This is a genomic window from Bacillus sp. THAF10, assembly GCF_009363695.1.
Lineage (GTDB): Bacteria > Bacillota > Bacilli > Bacillales > Bacillaceae_I > Sutcliffiella_A.
Map to the genome: position 1 here is coordinate 3,811,240 of NZ_CP045403.1, position 16,034 is coordinate 3,827,273.

The window sequence follows — 16,034 nt, forward strand, 5'->3', positions numbered from 1 at the left end:
CTTGCTCCTCCTCCAAAGCTGCTGCGAAAGCCTTCCGCACCTTACTTGTCTTTAATTTTTTCTATTACTAGCCCGATTACCTCCTGCAGCTCGTTAAAGGTATCCCGGTAGATTTCAACAGAGCCACCATACGGATCGATTACCTCCCCATGCTGTTCTGCAAAGCTCTTTAGCGTGTAAGTTTTCCCCACGCTTGTCGGATAGCTGTTTTCAAGCAACATCTTATGCTGAACGGTCATGGTAAATATGTAGTCAGCCCATTTAATCAACTCATCGGATACTTGCGCTGAGGAATGCTCGGATTTCAACCCATTTTCCTTTAATACTTCCCTTGCATGGTGAGAAGCTTGGCTGCCTGGCATCGCAAACACACCTGCAGACTTCACCTCTACCCCACTAAGTTCACGGCCAGCCAATATTGCAGCTGCCATTGGACTTCGGCACGTATTTCCGGTACATACAAATAAAATATTCATAAGATCACTCCTCCTTTTTCCTTATTATAGACAAAAAGAAGGCATATGAAATAGTAAGAAGGACTCTCTCTTTTTATATGTCGGCAACCTGATAGAGAATTTAAAGAGGAGAATAAAAAAAAGAAGACCAAAATAGGTCTCCTAGTGAAAAAATAACAGCTTGATTCCAAATCCGAGAAGGATACTGCCTCCAAGTGCCTCACTGTATGCCCCAAGCCAGCCTTGGAGCTTTCGGCCAAAAATAAGGCCAAACCAGGTGAGGATCATGCTTACGGCACCGAATAAAAGAATGGCGAGCATTGTTCTCGCACCGTATATTCCGAGGCTCAATCCTACTGAAAAGCTATCAAGACTGACACTTAGCGCAAACAAAAATAGCCCTGCACCAACTGGTGAAATCATGGGCCCGTCCTCATTTTTCATGGACGAAGCCATCATTTGCAATCCAAGGAGTACGAGTAGGCATCCACCGACAATGGTGGCAATCTCTCCAAATTTCTCTGACAAAAAGACCCCAATTATCATTCCACAGAGGGGCATGAAGACGTGAAACGCCCCAATCGTCAGTCCTATGTAAAAAATCTGGCGCAAACGAAGCTTGATCATTCCCATCCCAAGCCCTACCGAAAATGCGTCCATCCCCAGTGCAATCGCCATCAAAAAAAGTGCCATAAATTCCCCAACCATTATCGCCATTTCCGCACCCCCGGACTTGTCTACTTCAAGATATGCACAAGCCCTCGGGAATAGAAGAAAGATTTTAGGTTTGATGGATTCGGTGGAGGTAGAGGTTTTAAGCATCAAAAAAACCCTCCGATTAGAAGGGTCCTTCTCTATTTATTCTCTGATCCAGCGATGCCCTGCTGCTTTTTCAAGGCGGTTCATAATGGCGGCACCAACCCCTACATTCGGGAAGGTTTCGCTAAAAATGATATCCACCTTGGTGGAATTAAAGGCTCGAAGCGCGTCATACAGACTTGTTGCGACACTTGCAAGATCTGTGCGTGTACCACAGGCAACCGGGATAACAGCACCAAGGTCCGCATTTGCGATTGTGCCAGTCTCCTGATTTACTGTATCTGCTAGTTTCCACTCGGCGATGGTTTCCTCTGTTGCTAGTAGGCCAACTACTTTGCCTTCGCGACGGGCAGCCGTCATCGTTTTTTCTAAAAATGACACATTGCCTTCCACTAGAAATACTGGCGCAACCGGTGCGTAGTGGGTGTATTTCATGCCTGGGGATTTTGGTTTGTGCTCTTGTGAAGATGATATTAAGGCTGGATCGATGTCCACTTGTCCTACAAACTGTTCGAGCTGTTCTTTTGTAACCCCACCCGGACGGAGGATGACCGGAATTTCAGTTGTACAATCCACAACGGTCGATTCGAGTCCTACTCCTGTTGCTCCGCCATCCACAATTCCTGCAATTTTGTGGATTAAATCCTCTTGAACATGGTGGGCGGTTGTTGGGCTTGGTTTTCCTGAAAGATTCGCGCTCGGGGCAGCAAGTGGAAGTCCAGAAACCTCTAGTAATGCATGTGCGACTGGATGATCAGGCATGCGAATGGCTACTGTATCAAGGCCCGCTGTGACATAAGAGGAGACACCCTCTCTTTTTGGAAGAACCAACGTGAGTGGTCCTGGCCAAAAGGCATCGATCATTTTTTCCGCAATTTGCGGGAGGTTATCCACAAGGCTTTCGAGTTGTTCTTTTTTATAAATGTGTACAATTAATGGGTTGTCAGCGGGACGTCCCTTTGCTTGAAAAATCTTACGTACAGCCTGATCTGACAAGGCATTTGCTCCTAGGCCGTACACCGTTTCTGTTGGAAAGGCGATTACCTCATCTTGTTTTAATAGATTGGCAGCCTCTTGTATCTGGGGATAACTATGCTTTAACGGATTGTTGTTATCCACAGACCAAAATTTTGTGTTCATGTTCTATCCCTCATTTTATCTTGTATTCACATGTGAATATGTAAGGTTTTTCTCTAGCAAGTATAAAGAGTTTCCACAAAAGATACAAGCCTTATCCACAAACTGTGGATAAGGCCTCTGGATTCGGTGGATAACTTTGTGGGTATTTTGGGTTATGCCACTAAAAACGCTGTAGATTTCCGCAAATTACTCCGCGTCCGCGGGGCGGTCCGTGAGCCACCTGGCTTTAGCCCTGCGGCTCAGACGCGCTTGTTCCAGTTTTCTCTTTATCCACAAGCTTTCAATAAACCAAGTTTTTTACAAGCTCACATTTCATTAGCGTGCATTCCTTTTGCTTTCCAACAATCTCTTTAAAAAAGTCAGAGTGTCGCATTTCTTGTGGGGCTGCTTCCAGAGATTGTGGATAAAAATTCAGAAGTTCGAAAAATTGTATGTAGTTGGTCTTGTTCGTAATTAAGTAGAGCTTCTTTAGATTTTGCTTTTTGGCATGTTGCTGTGTGTGCTCAAATAGTTGCAGAAGTTGAAATTGCTTAATGGATGGCCCGATGACCAAAGAGCGTAGCAAGCCAGCATCCCCGTAGGCTTCTATCCCAATTGTTCCGCAGATTGCCCCATCCTCTTTTTCAAGGAGAATAAAGTTCTCTATCTTCTCTTCTAATCGAGCTGTGCTAATATTTGCTTGTTCCAAAAAGGATCGCAGTGTCCAGTAGTCCTCATTTGTTGCCGTGCGCATGGTTTTCATGTTCTTCACCTCTCCTAGTAGAATCTACTACTACTCTATGGAGAGGAAGAAAAAAGTAGAACATTATGCAGCAATTTTTTGCCATAGAGATGATAGAAACTCGACAAGGAAGAATTCCACCTCAACCTCTTCTGGCTCTTCATCTACCACAAAATCCGCCTGTGCCGTTGTTTCTGTCACAGAAGCCTCTTCTTCAAAAGGAGTGGCAGATGCTGCTTCCCCATTGGAGAAATCCAAGAAGCAAAGTGGCGGGAAAAGGACACACCACCAGTTGGCCCCTGTTCCTTCCCCAAGTGTAATCAGAATCGCTTCGTAATCTCCTGCTGGGTAAATGAATTTGCCGTACATTTTCGTTGGAAAGTTTACTTTGCCAAAATCAACGTTGTAGTCTTGATAAACCCCTTCTGCAGCCATGACTTCTTCTACAATCTTTTCAATCTCCGCTAGGTTTCCAGTGATAACTTCTCTTGCTTCTTCTCTTGACGTAATGTCTGAAACCCAAATGGTAATTTCTTCGTTTACTCGGTCTCTAATTTTTCGTTTAAGCTCTTGATCCTCTTCACTATCGCTGTTTGCAAGGATTCGCAGCCTGATTGCCTCATCCGGAATGACCATCGCACCGTTTTTCACCTCTGCACCAGCAGTCATTTGTTCTCCAAGCAATGACAAGTACGCCCCAATAAAAAGTAATACTATATATAAAGTGATTTTATTTTTTTTAATCATATCAAGCACTCTCCCCTCTAGCACCTAGTTTGGTCAGAAAAGAAAAATCCTAAACTAGCAAAAAGAAAAAAGATGGGGAAAATTTTTTTGCTAGTTTAGTAGCTTGATTTTGAGGGTATAAAATTGGGACGCACTACTATAGGAGAAAGGAAAATGAAAAGATGAAATCATTCATTTGTGACATCGAGTCGTTTCGAATTGGCGACATGGAGAGCGTGTTTAATCACATCAGTATTCCTATTAATTTTGAAATTTTAGTAGGCGGAAAATGGATGAAGGGCAAGATATTTTATCACCACTATCACCGTTCCGTTTCGTATGATTCCAACTTAGCTCAAATTATTCAACATTGTACGGCGGACAAAAGAGAAGAACTCCGGCTTGCCATCGTTCAATTTGTAGAAGAAAAAACAAATAGAGGCCTGGCACTTTCCAGACCTCCCATCACACCTGAGACGAGGATAGAAGCATAACTCCCTCTATCCTTTCCCACTTTAACCAATCTCAGCAAAAACCATTCGGTCCTTCCCGTTTATATCCAACACAACCTCTACCATCGATTGCGGAAATGTTTTTTCTAGCAATTCTTTAACAGGTTCACCCTGACCCATTCCTACTTCAAACGCAACAATGGCCCTGTCCTTCAAGACTTTTGGCAGTTCTTCCATAAATCGCTCATAAAATTCTAGCCCGGATACTCCGCCAACTAAGGCACGATACGGTTCAAAATCTTTGACGACCGTGGACAGTCCTTCGTATTCTTTTACTGGAATATACGGAGGATTAGATACTACCACATCGACCTTCCTTTCTTTTTCGATAAAAGGCAGCAAAAGGTCTCCTTGAAGAAATTCCACGTCAGCTTTGAGCGTCTCTGCATTGTCCTTGGCTACTTCAAGCGATTCTCCGGCAATGTCAGTGGCTTTTACCTGGAGCTGGCTACTTTCTAGAGCGAGTGTTACGGCAATAGCGCCGCTACCTGTTCCTACATCCACAACATCCAATGGTTGCTCCGCAGGAAAATGTCGCTTAATGCGTTCGAGTAATCCCACCACTAATTCCTCTGTTTCGGGCCTTGGAATCAGCACCTCTTCACTCACAAAAAAACTGCGTCCGTAAAAATCTTCCTTGCCCATCAAGTATTGCACCGGTATGCCCGCAACATGCTTATGCACACTGAAGATAAACGAGCTTTGCATATCCATTGGCATCATTTCTTGCATTCTACTAAAAAGCTGCGAACGATCTAATTTAAGATGATGCCTAAGCAACAGCTCTCCCGCATTTTCGTCTCGCATGTTTGTTTTTAAAAAAGAAGAAGCCCAATTTAGGGCTTCGTACACCTTCATGGCCTTCATCATTTCTCCATGTCTTCCATTCTGCGCGCTTGGTCTTCCATAATTAGCGCATCAATCACTTCCTGGAGCTTGCCTTGCAGGATTTGATCAAGCTTTTGGATCGTTAGGCCGATGCGGTGGTCAGTCACACGATTTTGTGGGAAGTTGTACGTACGAATACGTTCCGAGCGGTCACCTGTTCCTACCGCTTGCTTACGGTTTGCATCATATTCAGCTTGTACTTCACGTTGAAATTTATCATACACACGCGCACGAAGTACCTTCATGGCTTTTTCTTTATTTTTAATTTGTGATTTTTCGTCCTGACAGGAAACTACCGTGTTCGTCGGAAGATGCGTCAAACGAACAGCTGACATCGTCGTATTAACCGACTGTCCTCCTGGTCCACTTGAAGCAAATGTGTCCACACGGATATCTTTTTCATGAATTTCAATTTCCACTTCTTCGGCTTCTGGCAGCACTGCCACTGTCGAAGTAGAAGTATGGATACGCCCACCAGATTCTGTTTCCGGCACACGCTGCACGCGGTGTGCACCATTTTCAAACTTCAGCTTGGAGTATGCCCCTTTACCGGTAATCATGAAAATAATCTCTTTGTAGCCACCAACACCAGTCGATGCCGCTTCCATCACTTCCGTTTTCCAGCCCTGCGCTTCTGCATAGCGGCTGTACATACGATAAAGATCGCCAGCAAATAATGCCGCCTCATCTCCACCAGCTGCACCACGAATCTCCATGATAACGTTTTTGTCATCATTCGGATCTTTTGGAAGGAGAAGAATATGTAAGCGCTCCGCCAAGCCTTCCTCTTGCTCCTCAAGCTCAGAGATCTCCTCTTTCACCATCTCGCGCATATCCGCATCGAGCTTGTCCTCGAGCATCGCCTTCGCGTCTGTAAGCTGCTCCTTCACGGTCTTGTACTCGCGATAAACCTCCACCGTCTCCTGGATATCAGATTGTTCCTTAGAATACTCTCTCAGCTTTTTCGTGTCATTGATGACTTCCGGATCACTCAAAAGCTCGGTCAATTTATCATAACGCATTTCTACTGCCTGCAAACGATCAAACACGTGCATTCACCTCTATAATGGAGTCTTATCTATTGTATGTGTGTTAGTTCCTAATTTTTTTACAACATTCTAATTATAGTATAGGTTGGATGGGAGGTCAAAAGCTATTGGAAACAGCTAGGGTGGGGAAAGCTGGAAATATGCATTTGGTGGCGGGTGAAGCCTGCTCGACCGCTTTTCTCTCTCCTTCCTCTTTTTTGGGTAGTCCGCACCACCTGCTTGACCTTTTTTCTCCGACACCGCTCCTTTTTGCGTCGTACACACCACCTGCTCGACCTTTTTTCTCCGACACTGCTCCTTTTTGCGTCGTCCACACCACCTGCTCGACCCTTTTTTCTCCGACACTGCTTCTTTTTGCGTCGTCCACACTACCTGCTCGACCGCTTTTCTCTCTCCTTCCTCTTTTTTGCGTCGTCCACACCTCCTGCTCGACCTTTTTTTTCCTACACTGCTTCTTTTTGTGTCGTCCACACCACCTGCTCGACCTTTTTTCTCCGACACCGCTTCTTTTTGCGTCGTCCACACCACCTGCTCGACCTTTTTTCTCCGACATTGCTTCTTTTTGCGTCGTCCACACCTCCTGCTCGACCTTTTTTCTCCGACACTGCTCCTTTTTGTGTCGTCCACACCACCTGCTTGACCTTTTGATGATTAGACTCTCACCCCAAACAAAAAACAACCCATGCAAAAAGCTGGGCTGTCTCCTTTACCTATCTTCAATTTTCAAATGCACGTGGTATCGAGGCGTTACTTCAATAAAATGTTTGTTGAGGTCTTTTTTCACGCGCTTCTTTTCTTTTTGACTCATTCCGTTTGGGGCGTAGGCGGTTACCCTAGCTGTATGGCCGGTAATGTAAACAGGGCCGGGCTCAAGGTTGCTGTTTAGCTCGATGACTTCGCGGAATTTGTTCTCGTCATCCTCATAATCGACATTGTTGTTATCGGCACCAAGGTCTAGGAAATTCGGATTTTGGCTTGTGTAAAAGTCTTCCGTGTCTTCGGTGTTTGGTTCTAAGATGCCTCTTTTGTTATCATTTACTCCGATAAATTTTTCTCCATCAAAGTCCTCATCTGCTCCAAAACGCTGTTCGCCGCTGCAGCCACTAATAAAAAAAGAGCATACGACCAAGATCAGGATTGCATGTTTCATGCGAACACCTCCTGTTTCTTAGCGTATCCTCTTCTGCCAAAATGTTTCAGGCTAAATATAGGAAAATTTCTTTATTTTTTCATCTCTTGTAAGACAGACACTTTGTGAGGAACTTCATGGTGATGACGACAGCGAGGTTCGTAGGATTCTGAAGCGCCTACCAATATAATCGGGTCATCGTAACAAGCGGGCTCGCCATTTATCAAGCGTTGTGTACGACTTGCAGGTGAACCGCATACGGCACAAACAGCCTGCAGCTTTGTAACGGATTCTGCAATGGCAAGTAGCTCTGGCATTTTACCAAAAGGCTCGCCTCGGAAATCCTGGTCTAATCCGGCTGTGATGACACAGTAGCCTCTGTTTGCTAGCTCCTGCACAACTTGGACAATCTCATCATCAAAAAACTGCACTTCGTCAATTCCTACCACATCGGTATGTTCATTGACCTGATTTAAAATAGCTTGTGAGGATGGAACAGGCGTCGCAATAATGGACGTACCATTGTGGGAGACAACTGCTTCGTCACTATATCTGTTATCTATAAGTGGTTTGAATACTTGAATTTCTTGTTTGGCAAATTGGGAACGTCTCATGCGGCGAATCAGCTCTTCCGACTTTCCAGAAAACATGCTGCCACAAATCACTTCTACCCAACCTGATTGCTTCATTACATACATTGACGGCCCCCCCTTTTCTTAATATGTTAAGCGCAAAAACGCAGAAATTATGTAAATAGAAGTAAAAAAACAGGCAAGATATAGGATAACCTGCCTGTTTTACTTTATTACTTAAGGCCGTATTTTTTGTTGAAGCGCTCAACACGTCCATCAGCAGCAGCGTGCTTCTGACGTCCAGTGTAGAATGGGTGAGAATCAGAAGAGATCTCAACCTTCACTAGAGGGTAAGTAGTACCATCTTCCCACTCGATAGTTTCGTTTGTTTTCATCGTAGAACCTGTGATGAATTTGAAACTAGTGTTGATGTCCATGAATACAACTTTACGGTAATCCGGATGAATTCCAGCTTTCATTCTTGTCATCTCCTTTTCGCCCTGAGTCTTTCGAAACAGAGTTATCATTCAAATGATACCAAACCAAAAGGATGGTCGACATCATTTATCTTAAAAACACACTGATGAAATTATATCAACTTATGGGGCGTTTTGCAACATTACTTTTGACTGTTTTCGCAAGCTATGTTCATCCTGAAATTCCCGTCACCAACGTTACTGTCGTGCTCTTTTCGTAGAGGATCTTTTATGCCGTGGTAAATTTTTCTTGTATAAAAATACTAGAGCCAAGCAAAAGCGTTCCCCACTATTTCTAGCAAGGAACGCACTTATAAAATATTTTTATCGCTTTGCCACGCCAGCCTTTTGTTCTTCTTCGAGCATTTCGAAGAATTCTTGGTTGTTTTTGGATTGACGTAGTCTACGCAGTAGCTTTTCGGCAAAGTCCGGAGAGTCGGACATCGTTTTGCGGATAGCCCAGAGCTTGTCCAGGTGATCCTTTGGAATAAGCAGCTCTTCTTTTCGCGTTCCGGAGCGACGAATGTCGATCGCTGGGAAAATACGACGCTCAGCAAGCTGACGATCTAGGTGGAGCTCCATGTTTCCTGTTCCTTTGAATTCTTCATAGATGACATCGTCCATACGTGAGCCTGTATCTACAAGCGCTGTTGCAAGAATGGTTAAGCTTCCACCCTCTTCGATATTACGGGCTGCCCCAAAGAAACGTTTTGGACGGTGGAAAGCAGCTGGGTCGATACCACCGGATAGCGTACGTCCACTTGGTGGGATAACTAGGTTGTAGGCACGTGCCAAACGAGTGATGCTGTCCATAAGGATAATAACGTCACGCTTATGCTCTACAAGGCGAAGCGCACGTTCTAACACAAGCTCCGCTACTTTGATGTGGTTTTCTGGGACCTCATCAAAAGTTGAGCTTACCACATCGCCCGCTACCGAGCGTTCGATGTCGGTTACTTCCTCAGGTCGCTCATCGATTAACAAAACAATTAGTTCTGCTTCTGGGTGATTCGTTGTAATACTGTTGGCGATTTCCTTAATCAGCATCGTTTTCCCTGCTTTTGGCGGTGCAACAATAAGTCCACGCTGACCAAAGCCGACAGGTGCCATAATGTCCATGATGCGTGTGGAAAGGCCTTTTGGTTTTGTTTCGAGCACGATTTGGCGATCTGGGTATAGTGGGGTCAATGCCGGAAAGTGGACACGTTCCTTTGCAGATTCCGGATCATCACCGTTTACCGCTTCCACGTGTAATAGTCCGTAATAGCGCTCATTTTCCTTTGGCGGACGGACTTTTCCGGATACTTTATCTCCGTTTCTTAGGTCAAAACGACGAATTTGGGATGCAGAAATGTAGATATCCTCTGAGCTTGGAGAATAGTTAATAGGGCGTAAGAAACCGAAGCCTTCTGATTGGATAACCTCTAGTACCCCTTCCATGAAAAGGAGACCGTCTTTTTCAGCTTGCGCTTTAAGGATGGCAAAAATAAGCTCTTTTTTTGTTAGTTTACTGTAATAGGAAACTTTATGTTGACGTGCAAATTCATATAGTTCTTTAAGTTTTAGATTTTCTAAATGTGAAATTGTTAAATCCATAGAAAAAAAACACCACGCTATTCGTTTATTTTGTAAGGTCTGTTGCTGGAGAATCTTCCATTACCTGATTCAAGCTGAAATTTTGTTCGTTTGAAGGATGGGATTATCGTGTCTTCATGTTCATTTGTCGAAGACTTGTCCCCCCGTATATGTGGGATTAACTCTCCTTATGAAGAAATTGTAGAAGAATCGCAAGGAAGAAATAAGGTAGATATGCATACTACTGGTAGTATTGTTTATTTTACCCACAAATTGTTCTTTTAAGCAACCATTTTTTGTAGACAAGCTTTGAGTGTTCTCGTTGTTTCCTGGGGAATAAATAGGCTTTTTGTCGATTGATGCTTTTGCACTGTTACTGCCATTATACCATTCGAGGAGCTAGATGTTTTTATGACCTTTTTAGCAAGAGAAAAACCGTAAACAGGGATGTTCCCCCGTTTACGGTTATGATGATTTTAAGGTTTGATTACTAAGTTAGGTTTCTTTTTGATGTTATGCTGACCGTCGATAAAGCGGACCGTTCCGGATTTCGCACGCATAACGACAGAGTGCGTCGTAGCGTTGGTGCCTTTAAATTGAACTCCACGAAGAAGTTCACCATCCGTTACACCTGTAGCAGCAAAAATCGCATCATCGCCGCGCACAAGATCTTCCATTCTTAACACTGCGTTGACGTCCTCAATCCCCATTTTTTTACAACGTTGTAGCTCTTTTTCGTTTTGTGGAAGAAGCTTTCCTTGGATTTCTCCCCCAAGGCATTTTAGGGCTACCGCTGCAATCACGCCTTCAGGTGCTCCACCTGAGCCGAACAGAATATCCACACCTGTATGATCGAATGCTGTGTTAATAGCTGCTGCCACATCGCCATCGTCAATTAATTTGATACGAGCTCCTGCTTCTCTTAACTCTGCAATGATTTTTTCGTGGCGTGGTCTGTTTAAAATAACGGCCACCAGATCTTCTATGTCTTTATTTTTTGCTTCTGCCACTGCTTTAAGGTTGTCTGTTACAGAAGCATTAATATCAATTTTACCAACAGCAGCTGGGCCAACCGCAATCTTGTCCATGTACATATCCGGTGCATGAAGCAGGTTGCCGTGGTCAGCAATGGCTAAAACTGCAAGGGCGTTCCAGCCACCAGACGCAACGATGTTTGTCCCTTCTAGTGGATCAACCGCTACATCCACACGTGGGCCATAGCCTGTCCCAAGCTTTTCGCCAATATAAAGCATAGGAGCTTCGTCCATTTCCCCTTCTCCAATGACAACGGTTCCTTTCATCGGCACTGTGTCAAATACATCACGCATTGCAGAGGTTGCTGCTCCATCAGCGCTATCTTTATCGCCACGTCCCATCCATCTTGCCGAGGATAGCGCAGCCGCTTCTGTTACTCGAATTAATTCCATTGATAAACTTCTTTCCATTTTTGTTCCACTCCTTCTGCAGTCTAACAAACTGGTTAACTATTATGGTAAAGCCTGTAATCCTGTGCAAAAACAGGCATTGTGCTATACTTTTCGTTATTAGTATATCACATTTGCCAAAATAAAAAAGGGGGAACGATAAAAAACAGATTCCTATCAAGCTTGTTTTTGGGGACTGCTTTCATTTGCGTTCCTTTTTGCTTACTATGTTTTTACGACTCAGGGAAGACCTCTTATAAGCACTAACACCGGGTTTTGTCCGAGCTCCTTTTCTCTCAAGACCTCTTTTGAATTCTTCCACCGATTTTTGTCCGATATCTCTCTTTTCAAGACCTCTTTTGACCTCTTCCATCGATTTATGTCCGATATCTCCCTGCTCAAGACCTCTTTTAATCTCTTCCATCGATTTTTGTCCGATATCCCCCTGCTCAAGACCTCTTTTGACTTCTTCCATTCATTTTTGTCCGATATCTCTCTGCTCAAGACCTCTTTTGACTTCTACCGCCGATTTTTGTCCGATATCCCCCTGCTAAAGACCTCTTTTTACCTCTTCCACCGATTTTTGTCCGATATCTCCCTGCTCAAGACCTCTTTTAACCTCTTCCATCGATTTTTGTCCGATATCTCTCTTCTCAAGACCTCTTTTGACTTCTTCCATCGATTTTTGTCCGATATCTCCCTGCTCAAGACCTCTTTTGCCCTCTTCCACCGATTTTTGTCCGATATCTCCCTGCTCAAGACCTCTTTTGACCTCTTCCACCGATTTTTGTCCGATATCTCCCTGCTCAAGACCTCTTTTAACTTCTTTCATCGATTTTTGTCCGATATCTCCCTGCTCAAGACCTCTTTTGCCCTCTTCCACCGATTTTTGTCCGATATCTCCCTGCTCAAGACCTCTTTTTACCTCTTCCACCGATTTTTGTCCGATATCTCCCTGCTCAAGACCTCTTTTGAGTTCTTTCATCGATTTTTGTCCGATATCTCCCTGCTCAAGACCACATTTGACCTCTTCCACCGATTTTTGTCCGATATCTCCCTGCTCAAGACCTCTTTTGAATTCTCCCACTATCCGAGCTCTTCTCCGTTACGTTCCAAACCAAAAAAAACAGAACCCTCAAAGCGGAGAGTTCTGTTTTTATATGTTAACACTTATGAATTTTGCATTTGATCGATTTCTTCTTTTGTCATGCTTTCGCGCCAGATGTTTGCACCAAGCCCTTTGAGTTTTTCCTCGAGATGGCTGTATCCTCGGTCAATATGCTCTAAGCCTGTGACTTCTGTTAGGCCATCTGCTAACAGTCCTGCGATGACTAGCGCAGCACCTGCACGAAGGTCGCTTGCTTTTACTTTCGCACCTTGCAGTTGAATTGGTCCGTTTATGATGGCGGAACGTCCTTCCACCTTAATGTTAGCGTTCATGCGGCGCAGCTCATCCACGTGCTTAAAGCGGGCAGAATAAATGGTATCTGTGACGATACTTGTTCCTTCTGCTTTTGTAAGCAGTGTGGTCATCGGCTGTTGTAAGTCGGTTGGGAATCCAGGGTGAACAAGGGTTTTCACATCCACTGCTCGTAGTTTTTCTCCTGGAACAACAAGCACCTGATCTTGATCGTTGTTGATATCCACACGGACGCCCATTTCACGAAGCTTGGCAATTAGCGGCTCCAAGTGAGTTGGGATTACATTATCAATAATCATTTCGCCACCGGTTGCAGCTGCCATGACCATGTATGTACCTGCTTCAATGCGGTCAGGGATTATGGTGTGCTTACAGCCATGAAGATGTTCGACACCATCGATACGGATGACATCGGTCCCTGCTCCTTTAATTTTTGCACCCATGCTGCTTAGGAGGGTTGCCACATCAATGATTTCCGGCTCTTTTGCTGCGTTTTCAATGATGGTTCTGCCTTTTGCCTTTACAGCAGCAAGCATGATGTTGATGGTTGCCCCGACACTTACGACATCAAGGTAGATTCGTGCGCCTCTCAGCTCATCTGCGCGAAGGTAGATGGCACCTTGTTCATTGGTAACTTCTGCACCAAGCGCTTCAAAACCTTTGATGTGTTGGTCGATCGGTCTTGGACCAAGGTGACACCCACCAGGTAAGCCTACTACCGCTTTTTTGAAGCGGCCAAGCATTGCGCCCATTAAATAATAGGAAGCGCGTAGCTTTTTGACTTTTCCACTAGGTAGTGGCATCGCAATCATTGCGGAAGGATCGACTGTGAGGTCCTCTCCGTCTAGATTAACTGTTCCACCAATTTCCTCTAAAAGACTACTCAATATTTGTACATCCGAAATTTTCGGTAACCCTTCAATCGTTACAGGCGTGTCGGCTAATATTGTTGCAGGGATTAATGCCACTGCACTATTTTTTGCTCCGCTGACTCGAACTGTTCCATTTAGCTTGTTTCCACCAAGAATCTTTAACTTTTCCATATACTTCTCCCTTCAAGGCGAGGTTGGTTTCCAAATGTGCTATTCCTTATTATACACAATTTTTACCATTCATAAAAATTTTCAATATCTTTTAGTTTACATGAAAATGGTTATGACAGATATGAAAAAGCATCATTCTTTATCAAATCGTAATATTTGATACTTTACGCCTAGATTCGACATGGGTGTTTTGTCGAAAATTTGATAAAAAAAAGCGGTTGATTTCCGCAAATGGCTACGCATTCCTCGGGGCGGTACCGGGAGCCTCCTCTACTTTATAGCTTGGAGGCTCCCGTTACGCGCTTTTTCCCGATGGAGTTTACGCCATTTGCTTCAATCAACAGCTTGGACCATCTTAGAACATTGATGTTAGCAAATTTATCGATGTAAATTATTGCTTGCGGTTGTTCCAGTCTGCTAGGAATTTTTCAATTCCTTGGTCAGTTAGCGGGTGGTTGAACAGTTGCAGAATTACTTTGTAAGGTACTGTCGCAATGTGCGCGCCTTTTAATGCTGCTTCTGTAATGTGCATTGGGTGACGGATGGACGCTGCAATGATTTCTGTTGGGATATCATGAATGGCAAAGATGTCCGCAATCGTTGTAATGAGGTCTAACCCGTTTTGTCCGATATCATCTAGACGGCCAAGGAATGGAGAAACATAGGTTGCCCCTGCTCTTGCTGCAAGCAATGCTTGATTTGCATTGAAGATAAGGGTGACATTTGTTTTGATGTTGAGTTCAGAGAAAACTTTTACTGCTTTTAGACCTTCTGGTGTCATTGGCACTTTTACAGTGATGTTTGGTGCAATGGCAGCGAGTGCTTTTCCTTCTTCAATCATTCCCTCAGCATCAAGTGCGATGACTTCAGCGCTGACAGAGCCTTCCACAAGTGCTGTGATTTCGCGCAGGCGATCTTCAAATGAGATGTTTTCTTTTGCCACTAAACTTGGATTGGTTGTAACGCCGTCAAGAATTCCTAAGGCGTGAGCTTCTTTTATTTCTTCTAGGTTAGCTGTGTCGATAAAAAATTTCATGTCGTATCGCTCCTTTGTCCATTGTTTGCGTTTTCATTATAAATGAAAACAAAACCGCCTGATGTGGCGGTTAAGTAATGTTGTCTTGTTGGGGTGAATCTTGTTTTATAGAAATGGAAACTTACGCTTTATTGGAAGATCCGAATTCGCGCATTTTTCCTTTTACTGTTTCTTTGATCGCATCTCGAGCTGGGCCCAAGTATTTGCGTGGATCGTACTCTTCTGGTTTAGCAGCAAGTGTTTCGCGAACTGCTTTTGCAGAGGAGATTTGGTTTTCTGTGTTTACGTTAATTTTTGCTGTTCCAAAAGAGATTGCTTTTTGGATGTCATGCGTAGGAATTCCAGTTCCGCCGTGTAGCACTAGTGGTACACCAGCACGGTTGTTGATTTCTTCCATCTCTTTGAAGCCAAGGTTTGGTTCACCTTTGTAAGGACCGTGTACGGAGCCAAGAGCTGGAGCAAGGCAATCAATACCAGTGCGTTTTACTAGCTCTTCACATTCGTTAGGGTCTGCATAGATAACGCCGTCAGCAATAACGTCGTCCTCTTGGCCACCAACCACTCCAAGCTCTGCCTCAACAGAAACTCCGTGGAAGTGTGCAAGCTCAACAACTTTGGAAGTTGTTTCGATGTTCTCCTCAAATGGATGGTGAGAAGCGTCAATCATTACAGATGTAAAACCAGCGTGAATCGCTTTTGCACAAGATTCGAAGCTAGAACCGTGGTCTAAGTGAATGGCAACAGGTACAGTTACCCCGTATTCTTCCATTAGCGCTTTAACCAACGCTACAACGGTTTTAAAGCCACCCATATATCGGCCCGCACCTTCAGAAACACCAAGAATTACTGGTGAGTTTTCCTCTTGTGCTGCTTGAAGAATTGCTTGCGTGAATTCTAGGTTGTTCAGGTTGAACTGCCCTACTGCATAGCCTTCTGCATTTGCTTTTTTTAGCATTTCTGTCATAGAAACTAAAGGCATGATTACATCCTCCTTATTTTATCCTCACTCCGAAAAGTTTGTTTGTGCGTTTTTGCGCATATCAAAACTA

The 16,034-nt window shown here is 44.1% G+C and carries 19 protein-coding genes; 1 reads left to right on the forward strand and 18 read right to left on the reverse strand.

Annotated features, from left to right (window positions below; translation table 11 throughout):
- Positions 1 to 41 precede the first annotated feature (41 nt).
- The 5 genes from FIU87_RS19475 to spoIIR form a co-directional block, all read right to left on the reverse strand.
- Positions 42 to 476 (reverse strand): low molecular weight protein arginine phosphatase, encoded by a 435-nt coding sequence (locus FIU87_RS19475; RefSeq protein ID WP_152446118.1) that lies wholly within the window; start codon positions 474 to 476, stop codon positions 42 to 44.
- Between the two features lie 141 nt (positions 477 to 617).
- Positions 618 to 1,172, reverse strand: coding sequence for a manganese efflux pump MntP (locus tag FIU87_RS19480; protein ID WP_152446668.1), 555 nt, complete (start codon positions 1,170 to 1,172; stop codon positions 618 to 620).
- 141 nt (positions 1,173 to 1,313) lie between these two features.
- Positions 1,314 to 2,414, reverse strand: a complete 1,101-nt coding sequence (locus tag FIU87_RS19485; protein ID WP_152446119.1) for an L-threonylcarbamoyladenylate synthase — start codon at positions 2,412 to 2,414, stop codon at positions 1,314 to 1,316.
- 280 nt (positions 2,415 to 2,694) lie between these two features.
- Entirely contained in the window at positions 2,695 to 3,156 is a 462-nt protein-coding gene (locus tag FIU87_RS19490) for a GNAT family N-acetyltransferase (RefSeq protein ID WP_152446120.1), read from the reverse strand.
- Positions 3,157 to 3,219: 63 nt separating this feature from the next.
- Positions 3,220 to 3,882 (reverse strand): stage II sporulation protein R, encoded by a 663-nt coding sequence (spoIIR, locus tag FIU87_RS19495; RefSeq protein WP_152446121.1) that lies wholly within the window; start codon positions 3,880 to 3,882, stop codon positions 3,220 to 3,222.
- Positions 3,883 to 4,043: 161 nt separating this feature from the next.
- Here spoIIR and FIU87_RS19500 point away from each other — a divergent pair, with 161 nt between their 5' ends.
- Positions 4,044 to 4,355 carry a hypothetical protein gene (locus FIU87_RS19500; RefSeq protein ID WP_152446122.1) on the forward strand — a complete coding sequence of 104 codons (312 nt, stop codon included), beginning with the start codon at positions 4,044 to 4,046 and terminating at the stop codon, positions 4,353 to 4,355.
- A gap of 21 nt (positions 4,356 to 4,376) precedes the next feature.
- Here the strand turns inward: FIU87_RS19500 and prmC are convergent, their stop codons facing one another.
- The 13 genes from prmC to FIU87_RS19565 form a co-directional block, all read right to left on the reverse strand.
- The gene (prmC, locus tag FIU87_RS19505; protein WP_152446669.1) at positions 4,377 to 5,231 is read right to left on the reverse strand and encodes a peptide chain release factor N(5)-glutamine methyltransferase; all 855 of its coding nucleotides are present in this window, start codon (positions 5,229 to 5,231) and stop codon (positions 4,377 to 4,379) included.
- 8 nt (positions 5,232 to 5,239) lie between these two features.
- Positions 5,240 to 6,310 carry a peptide chain release factor 1 gene (gene prfA / locus FIU87_RS19510; protein WP_172971128.1) on the reverse strand — a complete coding sequence of 357 codons (1,071 nt, stop codon included), beginning with the start codon at positions 6,308 to 6,310 and terminating at the stop codon, positions 5,240 to 5,242.
- Positions 6,311 to 6,427: 117 nt separating this feature from the next.
- On the reverse strand, positions 6,428 to 6,835 hold the full coding sequence (locus FIU87_RS19515) for a hypothetical protein (RefSeq protein WP_216647513.1): 408 nt from the start codon (positions 6,833 to 6,835) through the stop codon (positions 6,428 to 6,430).
- 181 nt (positions 6,836 to 7,016) lie between these two features.
- A complete protein-coding gene (locus FIU87_RS19520) occupies positions 7,017 to 7,460 on the reverse strand; it encodes a hypothetical protein (protein WP_152446125.1) in 444 nt (147 codons plus the stop codon).
- A gap of 71 nt (positions 7,461 to 7,531) precedes the next feature.
- The gene (locus FIU87_RS19525; protein ID WP_152446126.1) at positions 7,532 to 8,137 is read right to left on the reverse strand and encodes a thymidine kinase; all 606 of its coding nucleotides are present in this window, start codon (positions 8,135 to 8,137) and stop codon (positions 7,532 to 7,534) included.
- 107 nt (positions 8,138 to 8,244) lie between these two features.
- Positions 8,245 to 8,490: a type B 50S ribosomal protein L31 gene (locus FIU87_RS19530; RefSeq protein ID WP_152446670.1), complete on the reverse strand. Its 246-nt coding sequence runs from the start codon at positions 8,488 to 8,490 to the stop codon at positions 8,245 to 8,247.
- A gap of 321 nt (positions 8,491 to 8,811) precedes the next feature.
- Complete coding sequence (gene rho, locus FIU87_RS19535; protein WP_152446127.1) at positions 8,812 to 10,083, reverse strand: transcription termination factor Rho; 1,272 nt, start codon at positions 10,081 to 10,083, stop codon at positions 8,812 to 8,814.
- Between the two features lie 455 nt (positions 10,084 to 10,538).
- Positions 10,539 to 11,507: a class II fructose-bisphosphatase gene (glpX, locus tag FIU87_RS19540; RefSeq protein WP_152446128.1), complete on the reverse strand. Its 969-nt coding sequence runs from the start codon at positions 11,505 to 11,507 to the stop codon at positions 10,539 to 10,541.
- Between the two features lie 181 nt (positions 11,508 to 11,688).
- The gene (locus FIU87_RS19545; protein ID WP_152446129.1) at positions 11,689 to 11,961 is read right to left on the reverse strand and encodes a hypothetical protein; all 273 of its coding nucleotides are present in this window, start codon (positions 11,959 to 11,961) and stop codon (positions 11,689 to 11,691) included.
- 75 nt (positions 11,962 to 12,036) lie between these two features.
- Complete coding sequence (locus FIU87_RS19550) at positions 12,037 to 12,573, reverse strand: hypothetical protein (protein WP_152446130.1); 537 nt, start codon at positions 12,571 to 12,573, stop codon at positions 12,037 to 12,039.
- Positions 12,574 to 12,656: 83 nt separating this feature from the next.
- The gene (locus FIU87_RS19555) at positions 12,657 to 13,949 is read right to left on the reverse strand and encodes a UDP-N-acetylglucosamine 1-carboxyvinyltransferase (RefSeq protein WP_152446131.1); all 1,293 of its coding nucleotides are present in this window, start codon (positions 13,947 to 13,949) and stop codon (positions 12,657 to 12,659) included.
- 391 nt (positions 13,950 to 14,340) lie between these two features.
- Positions 14,341 to 14,985, reverse strand: coding sequence for a fructose-6-phosphate aldolase (gene fsa, locus FIU87_RS19560; RefSeq protein ID WP_152446132.1), 645 nt, complete (start codon positions 14,983 to 14,985; stop codon positions 14,341 to 14,343).
- Between the two features lie 121 nt (positions 14,986 to 15,106).
- Complete coding sequence (locus FIU87_RS19565) at positions 15,107 to 15,964, reverse strand: class II fructose-bisphosphate aldolase (RefSeq protein WP_152446133.1); 858 nt, start codon at positions 15,962 to 15,964, stop codon at positions 15,107 to 15,109.
- Positions 15,965 to 16,034: the final 70 nt, after the last annotated feature.

Excerpts from the sequence above, each read along its gene's own strand:
- FIU87_RS19520 (WP_152446125.1), bottom strand. The coding sequence starts at position 7,460 with ATGAAACATGCAATCCTGATCTTGGTCGTATGCTCTTTTTTTATTAGT.
- prmC (WP_152446669.1), bottom strand. The coding sequence starts at position 5,231 with ATGAAGGTGTACGAAGCCCTAAATTGGGCTTCTTCTTTTTTAAAAACA.
- glpX (WP_152446128.1), bottom strand. The coding sequence starts at position 11,507 with ATGGAAAGAAGTTTATCAATGGAATTAATTCGAGTAACAGAAGCGGCT.
- spoIIR (WP_152446121.1), bottom strand. The coding sequence starts at position 3,882 with ATGATTAAAAAAAATAAAATCACTTTATATATAGTATTACTTTTTATT.
- FIU87_RS19490 (WP_152446120.1), bottom strand. The coding sequence starts at position 3,156 with ATGAAAACCATGCGCACGGCAACAAATGAGGACTACTGGACACTGCGA.
- FIU87_RS19475 (WP_152446118.1), bottom strand. The coding sequence starts at position 476 with ATGAATATTTTATTTGTATGTACCGGAAATACGTGCCGAAGTCCAATG.
- FIU87_RS19530 (WP_152446670.1), bottom strand. The coding sequence starts at position 8,490 with ATGAAAGCTGGAATTCATCCGGATTACCGTAAAGTTGTATTCATGGAC.
- FIU87_RS19525 (WP_152446126.1), bottom strand. The coding sequence starts at position 8,137 with ATGTATGTAATGAAGCAATCAGGTTGGGTAGAAGTGATTTGTGGCAGC.
- FIU87_RS19500 (WP_152446122.1), top strand. The coding sequence starts at position 4,044 with ATGAAATCATTCATTTGTGACATCGAGTCGTTTCGAATTGGCGACATG.
- FIU87_RS19480 (WP_152446668.1), bottom strand. The coding sequence starts at position 1,172 with ATGGCGATAATGGTTGGGGAATTTATGGCACTTTTTTTGATGGCGATT.
- FIU87_RS19485 (WP_152446119.1), bottom strand. The coding sequence starts at position 2,414 with ATGAACACAAAATTTTGGTCTGTGGATAACAACAATCCGTTAAAGCAT.
- FIU87_RS19545 (WP_152446129.1), bottom strand. The coding sequence starts at position 11,961 with ATGGAAGAAGTCAAAAGAGGTCTTGAGCAGGGGGATATCGGACAAAAA.
- FIU87_RS19555 (WP_152446131.1), bottom strand. The coding sequence starts at position 13,949 with ATGGAAAAGTTAAAGATTCTTGGTGGAAACAAGCTAAATGGAACAGTT.
- FIU87_RS19565 (WP_152446133.1), bottom strand. The coding sequence starts at position 15,964 with ATGCCTTTAGTTTCTATGACAGAAATGCTAAAAAAAGCAAATGCAGAA.
- rho (WP_152446127.1), bottom strand. The coding sequence starts at position 10,083 with ATGGATTTAACAATTTCACATTTAGAAAATCTAAAACTTAAAGAACTA.
- fsa (WP_152446132.1), bottom strand. The coding sequence starts at position 14,985 with ATGAAATTTTTTATCGACACAGCTAACCTAGAAGAAATAAAAGAAGCT.